Consider the following 18,807-nt stretch of genomic DNA (forward strand, 5'->3'; position numbering starts at 1 on the left):
CAGGTCGTCTGCAAAATTTCAGACGACCTCTTTTCACTAGCCCCTAATTTGCTATCACTCTTTCTTTCAAAGTCTTCAACACACTCTTCACCGTCTTAATCCGCGTCCCCACATCCTCCATCTGAGCCGTAAACTTCAACTTATCCGCCCCGGCCAACCGGTATTTTTTATCTGTCTGAATCAGCAGGATGATTTCGGTTGGATCGACATTATTGTTTTTGCCAAAGGTTACCGTTACCGCTTCGCTGGTCGCATCAATGGCGTCTATACCCAATTCTTTTGCTGCAAGCCGCAGGTGGTGGCTTTCAATGAGGGTTTTGACGGGTTGTTTGGGCAGGCCGAAGCGGTCGACGAGTTCTTCGTGTATGGCGTTGATTTGCTGAATGGTTTCGCAGACGGCGAGGCGTTTGTAGAGGACGAGGCGCTCGTGAATGTCGGGGCAGTAGTCTTCAGGCAGTAATGCCGGGCTGTGCAGTTTGATTTCTGTGGTAATGCCCAATGGCGCGTCGAGGTCGGGCTGGCGGCCTTTTTTGAGGTCTCGCACGGCTTGTTTGAGCATTTCGGTGTAGAGCGTGAAGCCGACCTGTATCATTTCGCCGGATTGTCCTTCGCCGAGGATTTCGCCTGCGCCGCGGATTTCCAAATCCTGCATGGCGAGGGTGAAACCTGCGCCGAGTTCGTCTGCCGCCGCGATGGCATCGAGGCGTTTTTCTGCGTCTTTGGTGATGTATTCAGGCGTAAGCAGGTAGGCGTAGGCTTGGTGGTGGCTGCGACCAACGCGCCCACGAAGTTGGTGCAGTTGCGCCAGTCCGAATTTGTCGGCGCGGTTGATGATGATGGTGTTGGCGTTGGGGATGTCGATGCCGGTTTCGATGATGGTGGAACAGAGCAACACGTTGAATCTTTGTTGCAAAAAGTCGCGCATGACTTGTTCCAGCTCGCGCTCGCGCAGTTGTCCGTGCGCCACGCCGATGCGGGCTTCGGGCAATAGGGTTTCTAGCCGCTCGCGCATATTTTCGATGGTATCCACTTCATTGTGCAGGAAAAATACCTGCCCGCCGCGTTTGAGTTCGCGCAATACGGCTTCGCGCACGCTGCCTTCGCTGAAGGGTTTAACAAAGGTTTTGACGGCGAGGCGGCGGCTCGGTGCGGTAGTAATCAGCGAGAAGTCGCGCAGGCCTTCAAGCGCCATGCTGAGAGTGCGTGGAATCGGCGTGGCGGTCATGGTGAGGATATCGACATTGGCGCGCAGGCGTTTGAGTTGCTCTTTCTGACGCACGCCGAAGCGGTGTTCTTCATCAATAATCACTAAACCTAAGTTTTTGAATTTTATATCGTCCTGCACCAATTTGTGCGTACCGATAACGATATCGACTGTGCCGTCCGCCATGCCTTCCAGTGCGGCTTTGGTGGCTTTGCTGTTGTTGAAACGCGAAAGGCTGGCGACTTTCACGGGAAAATCGGCGAAGCGGTCGGCGAAATTTTGCGCGTGCTGCTCGACCAGAAGCGTGGTCGGGGCGAGTACGGCGACCTGTTTGCCGCCCATTACCGCCACAAACGCGGCGCGCAGGGCGACTTCGGTTTTGCCGAAGCCGACATCGCCGCACACAAGGCGGTCCATCGGCTTCGCCTGCGTCAAATCTTTAATCACGGCGGCGATGGCGGCGGCCTGATCTTCGGTTTCTTCGTAGCCGAAGCCGTCGGCAAACGCCTGATAGTCCAACTCGTTGATTTCAAACTTGTGTCCCGATTGGGCGGCACGTTGGGCGTAGAGGTTGAGCAATTCGGCGGCGGTGTCGCGCGCTTTTTCGGCGGCTTTGCGCTTCGCTTTGTTCCACGCGCCGCTGCCGAGCTTGTGCAAGGTGACGTTTTCATGCGCCTGGCCGGAGTAGCGGCTGATTAAATGCAGTTGCGAAACAGGCACATAAAGCTGCGCTTCGCCCGCGTATTCGAGCAACATCATTTCGTTGGTTTCGCCGCCCAAATCCATCGTTACCAAGCCCATATACCGGCCGATGCCGTGTTCTTCGTGAACGACGGGGTCGCCGATGTTGATTTCGGCAAGGTCGCGCAACAGGCCGTCTGAAACGGCGGCGTGTTTCTTGCGATGATGTTTGCGCGAACGGGCGACGTATTGGTAGAGCTCGGATTCGGTGATGACGGCGATGTTTTGATCTTCTAATTTAAACCCGTATGCCAACGGCGCGACCGTAATCATCAGCGGCTCGTGCGCCGATAAAAAGCCCTGCCAGTCGGACACAGGTTTGGCTTTCAAACCGTTTTGCTGCAAGAAGCCGAGCATGGTTTCGCGTCGTCCCAAACTTTCAGCGCACAGCAAAATCCGCCCATCAAAGGCCGTCTGAAAATCCTTCAATGCCTGCAACGGCTCGTCGGACTGGCGGTTGACGGCAAGATCGGGCAAGGTGTGTTCTTTGCTGGAAACATCGGGCAGCACTTGTCCGTAGTTTTTCAGACGGCCTGCGAATACATCGGCAGAGAGATACAAATGCTGTGGAAGCAAAGGCGGATAGGTTTCGTCGCCCTGCGCCATGGCGTAACGCGATTTGACGTCGCTCCAAAAACGGTTTGCCTCGGCGTGAACGTCGCCCAAAGAGACAAATAGCGCATCTTCTCCGATATAGTCAAACAGCGTTTCCAGCTCGTTTTCAAAAAACAGCGGCAGGTAATATTCCACGCCCGCGCCGAAGTGGCCGTTGCTGACGGCTTTGTACACGGCGGCATCGTTCGGATTGCCATCGACTTCCTCACGGAAGCGGCTGCGGAAGATTTTTTGCGCCTCGCTGTCGGTGGGGAACTCGTGCGCCGGCAGCAGGCGGATTTCGGAAACGGGGGAAATGGTGCGCTGCGTTTCGGTGTCAAAGGTTTTGATGCTGTCGATTTCATCGTCGAACAAATCGATGCGGTACGGCATCTCGCTGCCCATCGGGAACAAATCGACAATACCGCCGCGCACGGCAAATTCGCCCGCCGCGACAACATGGGAAACATGGTTGTAGCCCGCATCTACCAAATCGGTTTTCAGACGGCCTATATCCAAAGTCTGCCCCGTTTTCAGCCAAAACGTGCGCCCCATCAAAAACGGCACGGGCGGCAGCTTCTGCATCGCCGTGGCAACCGGCACAAACAACACGTCCGCCGCGCCGCTATTAATCTGCCACAACGCCGACAAGCGCTCCGATACCAAATCCTGATGAGGCGAAAAACGCTCGTAAGGCAGCGTTTCCCAGTCCGGCAGGAACACCGCCGTATCATGCGGACGGAAAAACAGCCAGGCCGTCTGAAGACGTAGCGCCTGTTCCGCATCCTGGGTCAAGACAACCTTGAGCTGCTTATGCGGCAGATAACGCGCCAAAGCCAAAGGCAGCGAGCCTTGCGAAAGATTGAGCCAACGGGATTTTTCACGGAGTTTGGGAATCGGATAGGTCATGACAAAAAAACAGTGTGCAATAAGTCAATACAAGCACCGCAGGCCGTCTGAAAATTTTTCAGACGGCCTTTAGTGAGCAAATTAATTTTCAATTTTACTGGATACAGGTTTAAAAGAATACAAGGCCTTACATTTAAACCGCCACGCCGGCCAATTTTCCAATAAACCCGGTTATCACCAATGCTGCCACGCCCCAAAGGCACACGCGCAAAACGGCAGGAACAACAGGCGCGCCGCCCAGTTTGGCGGAGACATAACCCAGTAATGCTAGGCCGAACAAAGTGGAGACGGCCAATGCAGGGACAATAGCACTAGAAGCTGTCAACGCGACCAGTAAAGGCAAAATCGCGCCGGCACAAAATGAAGCGGCAGAAGCCAGCGCGGCCTGCATGGGACGGGCTGCCGAGGTTTCGGTAATGCCGATTTCGTCGCGCGCGTGGGCGGCGAGTGCATCGTGTTCCATCAAGGCTTGCGCGACTTCGGCGGCAAGCGCGTCAGACAAACCGCGGCGGCGGTAAATTTCAATCAGCTCCTCCAACTCTGCGTCAGGATTGTTTGCCAATTCGTGGCGTTCTTTGTGCAAATCGGCTTTTTCCGTATCCGATTGGCTGGATACGGAAACGTACTCCCCCGCCGCCATCGACACCGCGCCCCGATCAGCGCCGAAACACCGGTCAATAGCAGGGTTTGGAAATCGGGCACGGCGGCGGCTACGCCCGTCAACAGCGAGGCAGTGGAAATCAGCCCGTCATTGGCCCCTAATACGCTTGCCCGAAGCCAGTTGTTGCGGTTGCTGAAATGGCGTTCGCTGTGGTGTGAATACATATATGCTCCGATCAATTGGCGGTGTCCAGATGATGAATAACATTGTATTGTTTTTTGAAATCCATGTCAGTTCAACCCTGAAACCCAAACATTCACAAATCTTACGGCCATCATTCCAAACCATAGAAACTGACACACATCCTAAAGATTCCTTCAGACGGCCTTCACGCTTTTGCAATCAAATTTATTGTTCCAAGTCATGGCATTATCACAAGACCGTTTTGCACTACTTGGTTTATCGCTTTAAAGATGCTATCTTTATGAATCTTTCCACTCCCTAATCCATTGAAAGGATATATCATGGCTGAAGAAAACAAAATCAAAGTAAACGATTTGCCTGAAGATAAAAAAGAGCAAACCGAAGAAACCGAACTGCCCGTTGTCAACAACGAAGAAAAACGCGGCGGCCATGGCGAAGGCGGTTGCTGCGGCGCATGCGGCGGCTAATCTTCCCGACAAAGCCCCCAAGGCCGTCTGAAAAGTCTTACTTTTCAGACGGCCTTTTCTTTTCTAAACAATAACAGGTAAATGAATGAAAGGACGAAGTAAGGGAATTTAAACCTTGCCGTGTTTGTGCTACATTCATATCTTTACAAACCACAACAATCTGCACACGCAGACACACAAGGAAGAAAAAAATGTTTTGGTATATCGTTGGTTTTTTCGCCTTCATTGTTTCCCTGCTTTCCCTTTGGGTCAATGCCAGCGCATTCGGCATGGAAGAGGATGGTACGCCGCAATCCGAATATGAAAAAATGTTGGGCCTGGGCGCGAAGCTGAAAGATAAAGATACGGTTGCTAAGGAACGCGAAGCGGCACGTTTTCACCCTGACGATTAAGCCTTACCGACTGGACAATCTTGCCGAACTGGGCTAATGTTCCAAACGCATAACGCACACCAACACAACTATACGAGAAGGTAAGAGAAATGACTGTACGAATCGAACATGATTTATTGGGCGACCGCGAAATTCCCGCTGATGTTTATTGGGGTATCCACACGCTGCGCGCCATTGAAAACTTTAAAATTTCCACGCAAAAAATTTCCGACGTACCGCAATTTGTCCGCAGCATGGTCATGGTTAAAAAAGCCACTGCGCAAGCCAATGGCGCATTGGGTGCCATCAAGCCGGAAATCGCGGCCGCCATCGAAAAAGCCTGCGACGAAGTATTGATCAAAGGCCGCTGCCTCGACCAATTCCCATCCGACGTTTATCAAGGCGGCGCGGGTACTTCGGTCAATATGAACACAAACGAAGTCATTGCCAACCTTGCACTGGAAGTGTTGGGATACGAAAAAGGCCGCTACGACATCGTCAATCCAATGGACCATGTCAACGCCAGCCAATCTACCAACGACGCCTATCCTACCGGCTTCCGCCTTGCCGTGTATTACAGCATCGGCGAATTGCTCGACAAACTGGCTATCCTGAAAAACGCCTTTGCCGCCAAAGCCGAAGAGTTTAAAGACGTTTTGAAAATGGGCCGCACCCAGCTTCAAGACGCCGTGCCGATGACGGCCGGACAAGAATTTCAATCGTTCCAAGTGTTGTTGGAAGAAGAAATCCTCAACCTTGACCGCACCCGCTCCCTGCTGCTTGAAGTCAACCTCGGCGCCACCGCCATCGGCACAGGCGTGAATACACCCAAAGGCTATGCGGCTTTAGTCGTTGAGAAACTCTCCGAAGTCAGCGGCCTGCCTTGCAAACTGACTGAAAACCTGATCGAAGCGACCTCCGACTGCGGCGCATATGTGATGGTACACGGCGCATTGAAACGCACAGCCGTCAAACTGTCCAAAATCTGTAACGACTTACGCCTGCTCTCTTCCGGCCCGCGCGCCGGTTTGAAAGAAATCAACCTGCCTGAATTGCAAGCCGGTTCTTCCATCATGCCTGCCAAAGTTAATCCCGTGATTCCCGAAGTCGTCAACCAAGTCTGCTTCAAAGTCATCGGCAACGACACCACCATCACTTTCGCAGCCGAAGCAGGTCAGTTGCAGCTGAACGTTATGGAACCGGTCATCGCCCAATGTATGTTTGAAACCATTTCCCTCTTGGGCAATGCCGCGGTCAACTTGTCCGAAAAATGCGTCAAAGGCATTACGGTCAACCGCGAAATCTGCGAACGCTATGTTTTCAACTCCATCGGTTTGGTTACTTACCTGAACCCATACATCGGCCACCACAACGGCGATTTGGTCGGCAAAATCTGCGCCCAAACCGGCAAAGGCGTGCGCGAAGTCGTACTGGAGCGAGGCCTGTTGAGCGAAGAAGAGCTCAACCGCATCCTCTCCCCAGAAAACCTGATGAATCCGCATCTGTAATCAGGGTTTAAAATCAAAGGCCGTCTGAAACTTTACTTTTAAAATTTCAGACGGCCTTTTCACATTCATATTGATACCTAATCGATTTTTTCTGTGAAATTCAAAATTAAAAGATAGCCTAACCGCAGGGTTTGATTTAACATGGTGCTGCCCTATCCTGTTTCCTTCTCCAATTCACGCAAACCGGATTCGGCAAAACGGTCAAAATAACATCTTCATTTATTAGGAAAAACCAATGAGTAAAATTACACGCGAACAAATGCTGCAAGTATTCGAAAATCGCTGCTCCACCCGTTATTACGATCCCGAAAAAAAAATCAGCCAAGAAGATTTTGCAGCGATTTTAGAATTTGCCCGCCTCTCGCCCAGCTCCGTCGGCTCCGAGCCATGGAAATTTTTGGTTATCCAAAACAAAGCATTGAGAGAAAAGCTCAAACCTTTCAGCTGGGGTATGCAATCGCAACTGGACGACTGCAGCCATCTGGTCATTATCCTTGCCAAGAAAAATGCCCGTTACGATACCCCGTTCTTCCGCAGCGTTGCCGAACGAAGGGGCTTGCAAGGCAAACAGCTGGAAAAAGCGTTGGCAAAATATAAAAGTTTTCAGGAAACCGACATAAAAATTGCCGACGACCAACGCGCGCTCTTTGACTGGAGCGGCAAGCAAACCTATATTGCTTTGGCCAATATGCTCACTGGCGCAGCCGCCATCGGCATCGATTCCTGCCCAATCGAAGGCTTCAACTACGACAAAATGAATGAAGTATTGGCGGCAGAAGGCCTGTTTGATGCCAACGAATGGGGCGTGTCCGTAGCGGCAACATTCGGCTATCGCGCCAAAGAAATTACCAAAAAAGCACGCAAACCAATTGAAGAAATGGTAACTTGGGTTGAATAAGCGGTTTGGATTTTCAGGGCGGCCCATGCCGCCCTTTTATTTTTCTAAAAGAGAAGCAAATTCCGTAACAACAAAGACTGCTACAAATCCAAATAAAAAGGCCGTCTGAAACCATGTGTCAGAAATCCTAGATTTCATCTCACACCGTTTCAGACGGCCTTGTTTAATACGCTACTGCTTAAAACGATACTTTCAAACTGCCGTAGAAGGCACGGCCATGTTCGTTGTATGTTTGTGCGCCGGCAGTTGTGCGGTACAGTTTTTTATTGAACAGGTTGCTGACACCGCCACGGACGGCCACGCGTTTGTTCCAGTTGTAGCCGGCATTGATGCCCCAAATACCGTAAGAGCCGACTTGGGTTTGGTTATGTTTGGAAGTCAAAGGAGTAACCCCTGCACGAGGATTACCGTCTCGTTCCAGTCTATTAATCGCCACGCCACGCGGTTTGGTACGGCCGTAGTGGGTAAAGGTAAGGTTGGCATCAAAACGTTCGTTTGGTGTCCAAGACAGCGTGCTGTTGATGGTGTGTTTCGGTACCAAAGACAATGGATTGCCTTGATAATCTTCGGATTTGTGCATGTAAGTGAAATTGTTGCTCCATTTGAGTGTGTCATGCAACGGAATCACCAAGTTGCCTTCGATACCCGAAATAGTCGCTTTCGGCGTATTTTCCCATTGCAAAAGCCAGTTGCCGATATTGCTGGTGGCAATGATATTTTCACCAATCACGATTTTGTTGCGGTACGCGTTGTGGAAATAGGTCGCAGAAGCCTGCCAGCCGTTTTTATTGAACTCAAGGCCAATCTCTTTATTGATACTGGTTTCGGGTTTCAAATTATTATTACCCATGTAGTAGCAACGGACACTGCCCGGCGCATCAATCGGACAACCTTGACCGCGCGTGTACAGGATAAAGTCAGGATTGGTTTGATACAGATTTGGCGCTTTATACGCACGGGCAATACCGCCTTTGACCAACCAGTTTTCGCCGATTTGATGCGAGAAGTTCAACGCCGGACTCCAGTTGCTGCCGCTGTCACTGTTGTGGTCGAAACGGATGGCCGGAATCAGATGGGTTTTGTCGGTCAACGAAATATTGTCTTCAACGTAAGCTGCCCAGTTACGTTGCGATGCCTTACCGCCGCGTACCGCTGAAATACCGTCAAACACATCAGTTTTACCTTGGTCTTTAAATCCCTGACTATTGGAAGCAGGATCATCCAACTTACTGTCCGTAAATTCTGCGCCGACCGTCAACACATTATCAACACCGAGTTTAAACGGAATATTCGCTTCGCTGCTGAAACGCAGGTTTTTCAGACGGCTTTGAACAAAATCCAAGCCTGTATAGCTGCCTTCGGGACCGCCGGCCAAACCTTCCGGCAAGTGGCTGTTGACTGTACGCTCATAACTGATCACGTTTTTGGTATCGCCCCATTCCCATGCGCCGTCATGCGTTAAAGAATAAGCGGAACGATATAAACGGGCAGTTTCGGCTTTGCCGTCAGCTAAAGAATTAACCAAAGCGGAACGTGGATTGCTGTTTTGCGTATCGCCGTTGTAGATATTGCCCTGACGGCTGTAGCTGCTGTCTAAAATCAATGTTTGCGCAGGGCTGATTTTCCATTGCAGACGGCCTGCAATGTCTTTATTGCGTACGCCTTCGACACCAGCCGCGCTGTCGTTGCCGTGTCCTGCATTGATATCGGCCGCATCTGCATCCGTTTTATTCAGGTTGCCGTAAATGCGGAAGCCCAAAGTATCTTGAATAATCGGACCGCTCAAATTGAAGCCGATACGGCGGGTTGCGCCTTCTTTGCTGTCTTGCGGTTGATTGGCGTAAAGATTGACCTGACCTTTAAATTCCTTAGACACTTTTTTGGTAACGATATTGACCACGCCGCCCATCGCGCCGGAGCCGTAACGCGTTGCCGCCGGACCGCGCAAAACGGTGATGGATTCAATTTCTTCAACCGGCACCCAGTTGCTGTCGCCGCGCGTATTGCGTTCACCGCGCATACTGATACGCTCGGATTGGCGCGAGTTTACAGGCTTGCCGTCAATCAGAATCAATGTGTTTTCAGGACCCATACCGCGCAGGTCGATTTGGCGTTTGTTGCCACGCTGACCCGTCGCTGTATTGCCGGTCAGGTTGACGCCCGGCATGGTACGGACAAATTCGGAAATATCGTTGACGGCCGGACGCTTGTCGATGTCGTCTTTTGAAATACGAGATACGCCCAGCGACTGTTGCAGTTGCTTCTCGGCAGTAACGTAAACGGTATCGACTTCAGCCTGTTCGGCAGCTTTCTCTTCAGCAGCGTGAGAGAATGCGCTGATTAATGCCAAAGGCAAAATGGCGAGTGTGAATGTTTTCATTGCATCGTTTCTCTTTAACTTTGTTTATTAAAATCAAAATAAAAATTATTCGGGATTTTAAATAAACTTAACAGAGTTTTCAATGCAATTAAGAGTGATTTACAATTATTCGTTAAATTAAGCCAATAAAAATAACCAAATGCCTAATAATTAAAAAGGCCGTCTGAACCGGCATGAAAGGGAATCTGAGATTTCCATCATACCGGTCAGACGGCCTTATTCAAATTTTAATTATTTGCCTGCTGCTTTTTGCAAAAGGGCATACAATTCGTCTTTGAGTTTGAGTTTGGCTTTTTTCAGCTCCTCGATTTCTTCGGAGCCGCTGGTTACCACGTTATTCACCAAACCGGTAATTTTATCGTCCAGCTCGTTATGCTCCTCAAACAAACGGGCAAAGTGTGCATCCTCTTGTTTCAGTTTAGAAATCAGATCGCGATATTCTGGAAACATTTTGTTTTCCTCTCTTGTTAATTAAATAAAAAAGTACTGCTGCCAAAAACTAGGACGAATTAATCTTTAGCTTCATTATAACAAACACGAGCGTTTTATCCAGTCTTTTTTAAGCCGAAACTGTTTTATGTCAAAATTAATAATATCACCATCAGCCATCGTCCCAATGGAAAGAAACGGGTTTATAGACGATTTGCCGACTTGGGCATACAATCGGGCTTATGCGTTTACACAATGGCCGAACCACCCTATTCCGTCATATCAACGGCATGGACGGACAATTTATCCTGCTTGAAAACCATCCTTCATGGATGCCGGTCAACGATGCCGATTTCAACCATGCCGCGCCCCTGCCCGACGGTTTGGCCGTGCACGAAGAATCATTTTATCCATTTGAAAAAATAGATGCCGCCGAATCGGCAGACAATATCAAAATCTTCAGCGAAGAAGCCTTGCGGCTGGAGAAAGAGCGTTTAAATGCGGCGGCCATGGCCGAGCTGGCAAAAAATCTTCAAGCCGCCCAAGCCGAAGCCGATTTGGCCGCGCTTTTGGAGAAAATGGATTTTCATTTAAAACAAGATGATATTTTCAAATGAATCCTTCAGCTCCAGGCCGTCTGAAACCAAACGCCTGATGAAATTGTTGACAATGTAAGAAAAATAGTTCATCTTGAACCAATCCGCAGTACTCCATCCCTTATTTTCAGCCCAACACAAAGGAACCGAGAACATGTTTTCAAAAAGCGTTACCCTCGCACAATATGACCCCGATCTGGCAGCCGCCATCGCCCAAGAAGACCAACGCCAGCAAGACCATGTCGAGCTGATTGCTTCAGAAAACTACGTCAGCTGCGCCGTAATGGAAGCCCAAGGTTCGCAATTGACCAACAAATACGCCGAGGGCTATCCGGGCAAACGCTACTACGGCGGCTGCGAATACGTTGATATTGTCGAACAATTGGCGATTGACCGCGCTAAAGAGTTGTTTGGCGCAGAATATGTCAACGTCCAACCACACTCCGGCTCGCAAGCCAACCAAGCCGTATATGCTTCTGTTTTGAAACCGGGCGACACCATTTTGGGCATGTCTCTGGCACATGGCGGCCATTTGACCCACGGCGCCAGCGTCAACATCTCCGGCAAACTCTACAACGCCATTACTTATGGTTTGGATGAAAACGAAGTTCTCGATTATGCCGAAGTCGAACGCTTGGCGCTCGAACACAAACCCAAAATGATTGTGGCCGGCGCATCTGCCTACGCACTGCAAATCGACTGGGCGAAATTCCGCGAAATCGCCGATAAAGTCGGTGCCTACCTCTTTGTCGATATGGCGCACTATGCCGGCCTGATTGCCGGTGGCGAATATCCCAACCCCGTGCCATTCTGCGACTTTGTGACCACCACTACCCACAAAACCCTGCGCGGCCCTCGCGGCGGCGTGATTTTGTGCCGTGACAATACCCACGAAAAAGCGTTGAATTCCGCCATCTTCCCAAGCCTGCAAGGCGGCCCGTTGATGCACGTCATCGCTGCCAAAGCTGTGGCGTTTAAAGAAGCGTTGCAACCTGAGTTCAAACAATACGCAAAACAAGTGAAAATCAATGCCGCAGCAATGGCGGAAGAGTTGGTTAAACGCGGTTTGCGCATCGTTTCTGGCCGTACCGAAAGCCATGTTTTCCTCGTTGACCTGCAACCGATGAAAATCACCGGCAAAGCCGCCGAAGCCGCTTTGGGCAAAGCACACATTACCGTCAACAAAAACGCCATCCCGAATGATCCGGAAAAACCGTTCGTTACCTCCGGCATCCGCATCGGCTCCGCCGCCATGACCACACGCGGCTTTAACGAAGCCGACGCGCGCGTATTGGCGAACTTGGTTGCCGACGTATTGGCCAACCCTGAAGACGAAGCCAACCTTGCCAAAGTCCGCGAACAAGTGACTGCTTTGTGCAATAAATATCCGGTTTACGGCGCATAAGCATTTCGCCTTGGATAAAATAACAGGCCGTCTGAAACTTCAGACGGCCTTTTTTATTGCAACTTTTCTTTTAAATTTCAAAACTGTTTGTTTCGCTGACTTTGCGTATCATGCCTGCCGCGACAGTATGGTTGGTGGCTTCGTCAATCAAAATAAACGCGCCTTGAGCATGGTTGTCTTCGTATGCGGCAGCGGCGAGCGGCTGCTGGGTTTTGAAGCTGACGCTGCCGATGTCATTGAGCTTGAGCGTTTCGGCGGATTCGACCCGGCTGAGGGTATTGACGTCCCAAACGTAGGCAATTTCGCTGATTTTTACGGGCGTGGTTTGGGTCGTGTGTTTCAGCAAATATTTACGGCGCAGATTGAGCGGAATATCATCAAACCAGCAAAGCGCGGCTTGGAATTGTTGCTCGGGAACAATGGCGCTGTCGGCTGAAACAATGTTGTTGCCGCGTGAAATATCGATGTCCGTATCCAAAACAACGGTCAACACTTCCCCTGCCTCGGCAGATTCGGTTTTACCGTTGGCATTGTAGATTTCGGCAACTTTGGCAACATGGCCGCTGGGCAGGACTTTGACTTCATCGCCCACTTTCAGACGGCCCGCTTCCAATCTGCCTTGATAGCCGCGGAAGTCGTCGCTGCTGCTGCCGTCTTGGCGCGCCACACGCTGTACGGGAAAATGCGCGGCTTGGTCGGCGGCATTTTGACGGTTGACGGGCAGGCTTTCGAGCAAAGGCAAAAGCGGCAAACCTTGATACCACGGGGTTTGGCTGCTGGCATTGACGATATTGTCGCCTTTTAAGGCGCTGATGGGCAGGAAGTGGATTTGGGCTTGGAGGCCGATTTGTTCCGCCAGTTTGCGGTAGGCTGCGGTGATGGCTTGATATTTGGTTTCGTCGAAGTCGAGCAGGTCGAGTTTGTTGACAGCGACGATAATGTTAGGGCAGCCCAAGAGCTTCAAAATCGCGCTGTGCCGTTTGGTTTGCGGCAGGAGGACAGGTTCGCTGCCGGAAAAATCGACGCGTGTGGCATCAACCAAAATAATGGCGGCATCGGCAGTCGATGCACCTGTAACCATATTGCGCGTGTATTGCTCGTGTCCCGGCGTGTCGGCAATAATGAATTTGCGTTTGGGCGTGGCAAAATAACGGTAGGCCACGTCAATGGTAATGCCTTGTTCGCGCTCAGCGGCAAGGCCGTCTGTCAGGCTGGCAAAGTCGGGCGTTTCGCCGTTTTCGGCGGCGCGGTTGAGCTTGTCGAGTTGGTCGGTCAGCAAGGTTTTGCTGTCGTAGAGCAGGCGACCGATGAGGGTGGATTTGCCGTCATCGACGCTGCCGGCGGTGATGAAGCGCAAAAGCGGGGCGGTGGTTGCGGTCATGGTTCTTTCCTATTTCTCGTGATTTCTCAAACTGGACTCTACTTTAAACAGGCCGTCTGAAAATGGGAAAGAATGTTTGGTTGTTAAAAAAGATATTTTTGTTATATCGATTTTCTGCGCGTGGCCAACCAACAAACAACCGAACCTGCGCACACCATCCCTGCCCCCTGCCAAAACTGTACAGACAGCGGCGCACTGATGACAAACGAAGACACCAGCGCGGAAAACACAGGGATAAAATAAGATGCGCCCGCCAATACCGTCATGTTCCCGCGCGAAATACCGATATTCCAAACCGCATAGCCCAAACCCATGCAAGATGCGGCGGCCAGTGCATAGCCGACGGATTCCGCATCAAAATTCAGACTGTGTGTCCCACCGATAAAATATTCCGCCCACAAAAGCAGCGACACCAGCATAAAGAAAAAGCCCACGCTGCTTCTTTCCGCCTTCACGCGCGCCGTCAGCGTGCAATATGCCGCCCAAAAAAGTGCATCGGCCAATGCCATCAGATAACCGGCAGGATTGGTGCGGACATTGTGATAAATCCCCGAAAGCGACAATCCGCCGTCGCCGCCCAATACCGTGGCAATCCCGAAAAACGACAATACAAAGCCTATGCCTATCCACCATTTTGCCGGCTGCCCGTTGAAACAGACCGCGCCTAAAATAGTAAACGTCGGCCACAAATAATTGACCATGCCGATCTCAACCGTCTGTCGGGCATTTTGGGCAAAACCGACCGACAACGACAAACACAGTTCGCAACCGACAAAAAAAATGCTCGCCCAAAGCAAATAGCTGCGGTTGTAATTACGCAAATGCGGCCGGCCGAAAATCAGCCAAATCAATACGGTGGACAGGGTGTACATCATTGCCGCGCCGCCCACTGCCCCCATATGCAGGCTCAAAGAGCGTATCAGAGAAATGACAAAGCTCCACAAAGCAACGGCAAGCAGCCCAATGGCAGTGGCTTGTTTGGAGGAGATGTTTTGAGATAAGAAATGAATCATGGCGTATGTGTTGAAGATGGTTTTATTAGGTTTATCGTAGTTTGAATATATCGTTTCTACATTAATTATTTTAACGGTTTCAAGGCCGTCTGAAAATGATTGTTTCAGACGGCCCTCTATTTGCAATTAGTCCTAAACATGACTATAATCCGCACCCAATTAGTCAATATTGAGACCAATTTATGAATCAGATCGACCAACTTGGTATGCGCATCAGCCACATAGACAGCGCGTTTGACCAATGGATTAAACAGCAAAACACCAACTACAATACCTTTGCCGTTCTCTATACCTTGGCCACCGAAGGCAGCCGCACTCAAAAATACATAGGCGAAGAATGGAGCCTGCCCAAGCAAACCGTTTCCGGCACATGCAAAACGCTGGCGGAACAAGGCTTGCTGACATTTCAAGAAAGCGAACAAGACAAACGCGAACGCTTATTGTCGTTGACCGAGCAAGGAAAAAAATCCGCCGCACCATTGGTGCAAAACATGCAAGAATTCAGCAAACGAATTTTTACCGCCTTCGGTGAAAAACGTGCAGCCCGACTGTTTGCCGATTTGGACGCGTTGGCCGAATTAATGGCGCAAACCCTCAGTACTAAATAAGGAGGGCAACCATGTGGAAAATGTTGAAACACATCGGTCAAACACACCGCCGCAAACTCATCACAACCTTCTCTCTCGTCGGCTTGGATAATCTGCTCTTGCTGGTATATCCCGTATTTGGCGGCTGGGCGATTAATGCCGTTATGGAAGGCAAAGTCTGGCAGGCAATGTTGTATGGTGTGGTGGTTTTATTAATGTGGATAATCGGTGCCGCCCGCAGGATAGCCGATACGCGCACATTTACCCAGATCTATACTGAAATAGCCGTCCCGGTCGTCTTGGAACAGCGTAAGCGAGAAGTACCGCATTCCGCCATTACCGCACGCGTCGCCCTATCGCGTGAGTTCGTCAGTTTTTTTGAAGAACACCTGCCCATCGCTGCTACTTCGCTGGTCTCCATCTTTGGTGCATGTATGATGTTGCTGATATTGGAATTTTGGGTGGGCGTATTGGCTGTCGCGATACTTGCCCTGTTTTTATGGTTGCTGCCGCGTTTTGCCGCCATCAGCGAAAACCTATATTTCCGTTTAAACAACCGGCTTGAACGCGACAACCACCTTATCCGCGACGGCAACGAGCATCAGCTCTACCGCCACTACGGCTGGGTTGCCAAACTACGCGTGCTGATTTCCAACCGCGAAGCCTTAGGCTATCTCAGTATCGGCATGGCGATGAGCGTATTGTTCGGCTTTGCCTTTATACACATGACGCTTAAAGGCTACGGAAGCGCCGGCCATATCTATTCCGTCAGCACTTATTTATGGATGTTTGCAATGAGCTTGGACGATGTACCGCGCTTAGTCGAACAATACTCCAATTTAAAAGACATCGGACAACGCGTTGAACTCTCGGAAGAAAATAATCTTTCCAAGGCCGTCTGAAACCTTAACACACTATCAGGACATATTATGAGTTGGTTTTATTTAATCTTAGCCGGCATGCTGGAAATCGGCTGGCCATTGGGGCTGAAATTGGCACAACAAGAAGGCTACCGTTGGCAGGGCATCGCTGTCGCCCTGGCCTGCATTGTCGGCAGCGGATTTTTTCTATTCCTCGCCCAAAAAAACATACCGATGGGGACGGCCTATGCCGTTTGGACAGGCATAGGCGCGGCAGGCGCATTTTTAGTAGGCGTAGGATGCCGCCAACTTCGGCCGCTGGCTCGGCGCATTCTTAATTATTTCAGGCGTAATCGTCATGAAACTTTCCAGCCATTAAAAAACCGCAAAGGCCGTCTGAAACCAAGACGGCCTTCTTATATTCCGAATATAACGAAATCATCTTAAATTAAAACCAAGCATTCTTTCCTTTTTTCAGACGGCCTGTTTAAAGTAGCGACTGTTCATTATTCAAACAATCGGCTATAGCCGTCCCAACAAAGGAAACAAAATGAGCCAAGCCAATCCACTGCCTGCCGAACTCTCCGCCCAACTCTCCGCCCTATCCCCCACCCAACTTGCCTGGCTCTCCGGCTATTGCTGGGCGCAAAGCCAAGGCGTATCCGGCGCAGCGGCCGAACCGACCATCCTGCAAGCAGCTGCCCCGACAGTCAGCCGCCGCGTGTTAGTCCTTTCCGCCTCCCAAACCGGCAACGCACGCAGCGTTGCCGAATCCTTACACGCCAAACTTCAAGCCGCCGGCGTAGAAACCCGCCTCAGCAGCGCAGGCGATTTCAAAAGCAAAACCCTGCCCGACGAAGACATCGTCCTTTTGGTTACCTCCACCCAAGGCGAAGGCGAACCGCCCGAAGAAGCCCTACCCCTGTACAAATTCATCTACGGCAAAAAGAAACCCGACCTCAGCAAACTCACCTTTGCCGTCTTAGGACTTGGCGACTCCTCCTATCCCAACTTCTGCCAAGCAGGCAAAGACTTTGATGCCAAATTTGCCGAACTGGGTGCAGGCCGTCTGAACGACTTGGGCATTTGCGACTTAGAGTTCCAAGCAAATGCCGACGCATGGGTAGCCGCCGTCGTACCCAAAGTAGCCGAATTGACCACCCAAGCAGCAAGCCCAAGCACAACCACCGCAGCACACAGCCCGGCAACCCCAAGCAGCGGCACCGCATACACCAAAGAAAACCCCTACACAGCCACCCTCTCCGTGCGCCAAAAAATCACCTCACGCACCGCAGAAAAAGACGTCGAACACATCGAAATCGACCTCAGCGGATCAGACCTGCGCTACCAAGCCGGCGACGCACTCGGCGTATGGCCGCTGAATGCCGCCGGCCTCGTTCAAGAAATCCTCGACCTCAACCAACTGACCGGCAGCGAAACCGTCCAACTTTCAGACGGCCGCGAAACTGACATCCGCACCGCCCTGACTGAATCCGCAGACATCACCCAAAACACACCGGCATTCGTCCAACAATACGCCGAATTAACAAACAACGAAGAACTCAAAACCATAGCCGCAGATAAAGCCCAACTGGATGCCTATCTCGCCGCCACACCGCCCGTCGGCGTATTCGCAGCCTATCCGCACCCACTGGACGCACAAACCCTATACAGCCTCTTCCGCCCACAAACCCCGCGCCTCTATTCCATCGCCTCCGCACAAGACGAAGTCGGCGAAGAAGTCCACCTCACCATCGGCGTCGTCCGTTTCGACCACCACGACCACACCTACACCGGCGCAGCATCCGGCTACTTGGGCGAACGCCTCGAAGAAGGCAGCGAAGTCCGCGTCTTTGTCGAACCCAACCCCAACTTCCGCCTGCCACAAAACGGCGACACCCCCATCATCATGATCGGCGCAGGCACAGGCGTCGCCCCCTTCCGCTCCTTCATGCAACAACGCGCCGCCAATGGCGACAGCGGCAAAAACTGGCTCTTCTTCGGCAACCAACGCCTGGCCGATGACTTCCTCTACCAACTCGAATGGAGCGATTGGCGCAAAGACGGCCTCCTCACCCGCGCCGACCTCGCATGGAGCCGCCAAGGTGAACACAAAGTCTATGTCCAACACAAAATCGCCGAACGCGCCGCCGAAGTTTGGAACTGGCTGCAACAAGGCGCACACATCTACGTCTGCGGCGACGCCGCACGCATGGCACGCGATGTCGAAAACGCCCTGATCGAAGTCATCGAAACCCAAGGCAAACTCAGCCGCGACGAAGCCGAAGACTACCTCAACGACCTGCGCGAAGACAAACGCTACCAACGCGACGTTTATTGATTGAATAAACAAAAATAAAGGCCGTCTGAAAGCTGAATTTCAGACGGCCTTTTTAAGGAACTTGCTCGGATTGTTATCAATTTATCTTGTCTTGCATTATAATTGTGCAAATTTGACCCACTCGAAAGAAAATAAATTGGAAGGATTACAACAACTTGTAGATTTATTGGTGGGTTTTGTCGATTGGATATTGAAATTACTGGCCTTCTTGTTTTAAACTACGTTCCATACTTTTTACATTAAAGACGTATTTTCATCATGCAGACCGCGCAATGCTCCGCTACTTTCTTCTATTGGTACCACACAAACGTGCGGTAC

At 51.0% G+C, this 18,807-nt stretch carries 15 protein-coding genes and 1 pseudogene; 10 read left to right on the forward strand and 6 right to left on the reverse strand.

What is annotated here, in order from left to right; translation table 11 throughout:
* Positions 1-43: 43 nt before the first annotated feature.
* A complete protein-coding gene (mfd, locus tag BBP27_RS04655) occupies positions 44-3,448 on the reverse strand; it encodes a transcription-repair coupling factor (protein WP_188211571.1) in 3,405 nt (1,134 codons plus the stop codon).
* A 133-nt stretch (positions 3,449-3,581) separates the two neighbouring features.
* Positions 3,582-4,273: pseudogene (locus BBP27_RS04660) on the reverse strand (VIT1/CCC1 transporter family protein).
* A gap of 300 nt (positions 4,274-4,573) precedes the next feature.
* Here BBP27_RS04660 and BBP27_RS04665 point away from each other — a divergent pair.
* The 4 genes from BBP27_RS04665 to BBP27_RS04680 all read left to right on the forward strand — a co-directional run bounded on the left by BBP27_RS04665 (position 4,574) and on the right by BBP27_RS04680 (position 7,497).
* A complete protein-coding gene (locus BBP27_RS04665; protein WP_049322342.1) occupies positions 4,574-4,720 on the forward strand; it encodes a hypothetical protein in 147 nt (48 codons plus the stop codon).
* 191 nt (positions 4,721-4,911) lie between these two features.
* Positions 4,912-5,112, forward strand: coding sequence for a hypothetical protein (locus BBP27_RS04670; RefSeq protein ID WP_070764985.1), 201 nt, complete (start codon positions 4,912-4,914; stop codon positions 5,110-5,112).
* Between the two features lie 89 nt (positions 5,113-5,201).
* Entirely contained in the window at positions 5,202-6,599 is a 1,398-nt protein-coding gene (gene aspA / locus BBP27_RS04675) for an aspartate ammonia-lyase (protein WP_070764984.1), read from the forward strand.
* Positions 6,600-6,834: 235 nt separating this feature from the next.
* Positions 6,835-7,497, forward strand: a complete 663-nt coding sequence (locus BBP27_RS04680; protein WP_188211570.1) for an NAD(P)H-dependent oxidoreductase — start codon at positions 6,835-6,837, stop codon at positions 7,495-7,497.
* Positions 7,498-7,675: 178 nt separating this feature from the next.
* On the opposite strand, the gene BBP27_RS04685 is transcribed toward BBP27_RS04680, so the two are convergent.
* On the reverse strand, positions 7,676-9,877 hold the full coding sequence (locus tag BBP27_RS04685; protein ID WP_188211569.1) for a FepA family TonB-dependent siderophore receptor: 2,202 nt from the start codon (positions 9,875-9,877) through the stop codon (positions 7,676-7,678).
* Positions 9,878-10,108: 231 nt separating this feature from the next.
* The gene (locus BBP27_RS04690; RefSeq protein WP_036491484.1) at positions 10,109-10,327 is read right to left on the reverse strand and encodes an HP1242/YdcH family protein; all 219 of its coding nucleotides are present in this window, start codon (positions 10,325-10,327) and stop codon (positions 10,109-10,111) included.
* A 221-nt stretch (positions 10,328-10,548) separates the two neighbouring features.
* On the opposite strand from BBP27_RS04690, the gene BBP27_RS04695 reads away from it, so the two are divergent.
* Both BBP27_RS04695 and glyA read left to right on the forward strand, forming a co-directional pair.
* On the forward strand, positions 10,549-10,923 hold the full coding sequence (locus tag BBP27_RS04695) for a hypothetical protein (protein WP_049322337.1): 375 nt from the start codon (positions 10,549-10,551) through the stop codon (positions 10,921-10,923).
* Between the two features lie 133 nt (positions 10,924-11,056).
* Entirely contained in the window at positions 11,057-12,307 is a 1,251-nt protein-coding gene (gene glyA, locus BBP27_RS04700) for a serine hydroxymethyltransferase (RefSeq protein WP_070764980.1), read from the forward strand.
* 70 nt (positions 12,308-12,377) lie between these two features.
* Here glyA and BBP27_RS04705 read toward each other — a convergent pair whose 3' ends face one another.
* Both BBP27_RS04705 and yddG read right to left on the reverse strand, forming a co-directional pair.
* Positions 12,378-13,688 (reverse strand): sulfate adenylyltransferase subunit 1, encoded by a 1,311-nt coding sequence (locus BBP27_RS04705; RefSeq protein ID WP_188211568.1) that lies wholly within the window; start codon positions 13,686-13,688, stop codon positions 12,378-12,380.
* A gap of 101 nt (positions 13,689-13,789) precedes the next feature.
* A complete protein-coding gene (gene yddG, locus BBP27_RS04710) occupies positions 13,790-14,701 on the reverse strand; it encodes an aromatic amino acid DMT transporter YddG (RefSeq protein WP_223168907.1) in 912 nt (303 codons plus the stop codon).
* Positions 14,702-14,883: 182 nt separating this feature from the next.
* Between yddG and BBP27_RS04715 the strand changes: the two genes are divergently transcribed.
* The 4 genes from BBP27_RS04715 (at position 14,884) to BBP27_RS04730 (ending at position 18,489) form a co-directional block, all read left to right on the forward strand.
* Positions 14,884-15,309, forward strand: coding sequence for a MarR family winged helix-turn-helix transcriptional regulator (locus tag BBP27_RS04715; RefSeq protein ID WP_188211566.1), 426 nt, complete (start codon positions 14,884-14,886; stop codon positions 15,307-15,309).
* A gap of 11 nt (positions 15,310-15,320) precedes the next feature.
* Entirely contained in the window at positions 15,321-16,190 is an 870-nt protein-coding gene (locus tag BBP27_RS04720; RefSeq protein ID WP_036491476.1) for an ABC transporter six-transmembrane domain-containing protein, read from the forward strand.
* A gap of 27 nt (positions 16,191-16,217) precedes the next feature.
* Positions 16,218-16,595 carry a DMT family transporter gene (locus BBP27_RS04725; protein WP_502887254.1) on the forward strand — a complete coding sequence of 126 codons (378 nt, stop codon included), beginning with the start codon at positions 16,218-16,220 and terminating at the stop codon, positions 16,593-16,595.
* Between the two features lie 103 nt (positions 16,596-16,698).
* On the forward strand, positions 16,699-18,489 hold the full coding sequence (locus BBP27_RS04730) for an assimilatory sulfite reductase (NADPH) flavoprotein subunit (RefSeq protein ID WP_188211565.1): 1,791 nt from the start codon (positions 16,699-16,701) through the stop codon (positions 18,487-18,489).
* Positions 18,490-18,807: the final 318 nt, after the last annotated feature.

This window comes from Neisseria sp. RH3002v2g, assembly GCF_014596425.2.
Classification (GTDB): Bacteria; Pseudomonadota; Gammaproteobacteria; order Burkholderiales; family Neisseriaceae; genus Neisseria.

Bases quoted from the DNA above. Each gene is read 5' to 3' on its own strand.
- mfd (WP_188211571.1), bottom strand. From the start codon at position 3,448: ATGACCTATCCGATTCCCAAACTCCGTGAAAAATCCCGTTGGCTCAAT.
- BBP27_RS04665 (WP_049322342.1), top strand. From the start codon at position 4,574: ATGGCTGAAGAAAACAAAATCAAAGTAAACGATTTGCCTGAAGATAAA.
- BBP27_RS04670 (WP_070764985.1), top strand. From the start codon at position 4,912: ATGTTTTGGTATATCGTTGGTTTTTTCGCCTTCATTGTTTCCCTGCTT.
- aspA (WP_070764984.1), top strand. From the start codon at position 5,202: ATGACTGTACGAATCGAACATGATTTATTGGGCGACCGCGAAATTCCC.
- BBP27_RS04680 (WP_188211570.1), top strand. From the start codon at position 6,835: ATGAGTAAAATTACACGCGAACAAATGCTGCAAGTATTCGAAAATCGC.
- BBP27_RS04685 (WP_188211569.1), bottom strand. From the start codon at position 9,877: ATGAAAACATTCACACTCGCCATTTTGCCTTTGGCATTAATCAGCGCA.
- BBP27_RS04690 (WP_036491484.1), bottom strand. From the start codon at position 10,327: ATGTTTCCAGAATATCGCGATCTGATTTCTAAACTGAAACAAGAGGAT.
- BBP27_RS04695 (WP_049322337.1), top strand. From the start codon at position 10,549: ATGCGTTTACACAATGGCCGAACCACCCTATTCCGTCATATCAACGGC.
- glyA (WP_070764980.1), top strand. From the start codon at position 11,057: ATGTTTTCAAAAAGCGTTACCCTCGCACAATATGACCCCGATCTGGCA.
- BBP27_RS04705 (WP_188211568.1), bottom strand. From the start codon at position 13,688: ATGACCGCAACCACCGCCCCGCTTTTGCGCTTCATCACCGCCGGCAGC.
- yddG (WP_223168907.1), bottom strand. From the start codon at position 14,701: ATGATTCATTTCTTATCTCAAAACATCTCCTCCAAACAAGCCACTGCC.
- BBP27_RS04715 (WP_188211566.1), top strand. From the start codon at position 14,884: ATGAATCAGATCGACCAACTTGGTATGCGCATCAGCCACATAGACAGC.
- BBP27_RS04720 (WP_036491476.1), top strand. From the start codon at position 15,321: ATGTGGAAAATGTTGAAACACATCGGTCAAACACACCGCCGCAAACTC.
- BBP27_RS04725 (WP_502887254.1), top strand. From the start codon at position 16,218: ATGAGTTGGTTTTATTTAATCTTAGCCGGCATGCTGGAAATCGGCTGG.
- BBP27_RS04730 (WP_188211565.1), top strand. From the start codon at position 16,699: ATGAGCCAAGCCAATCCACTGCCTGCCGAACTCTCCGCCCAACTCTCC.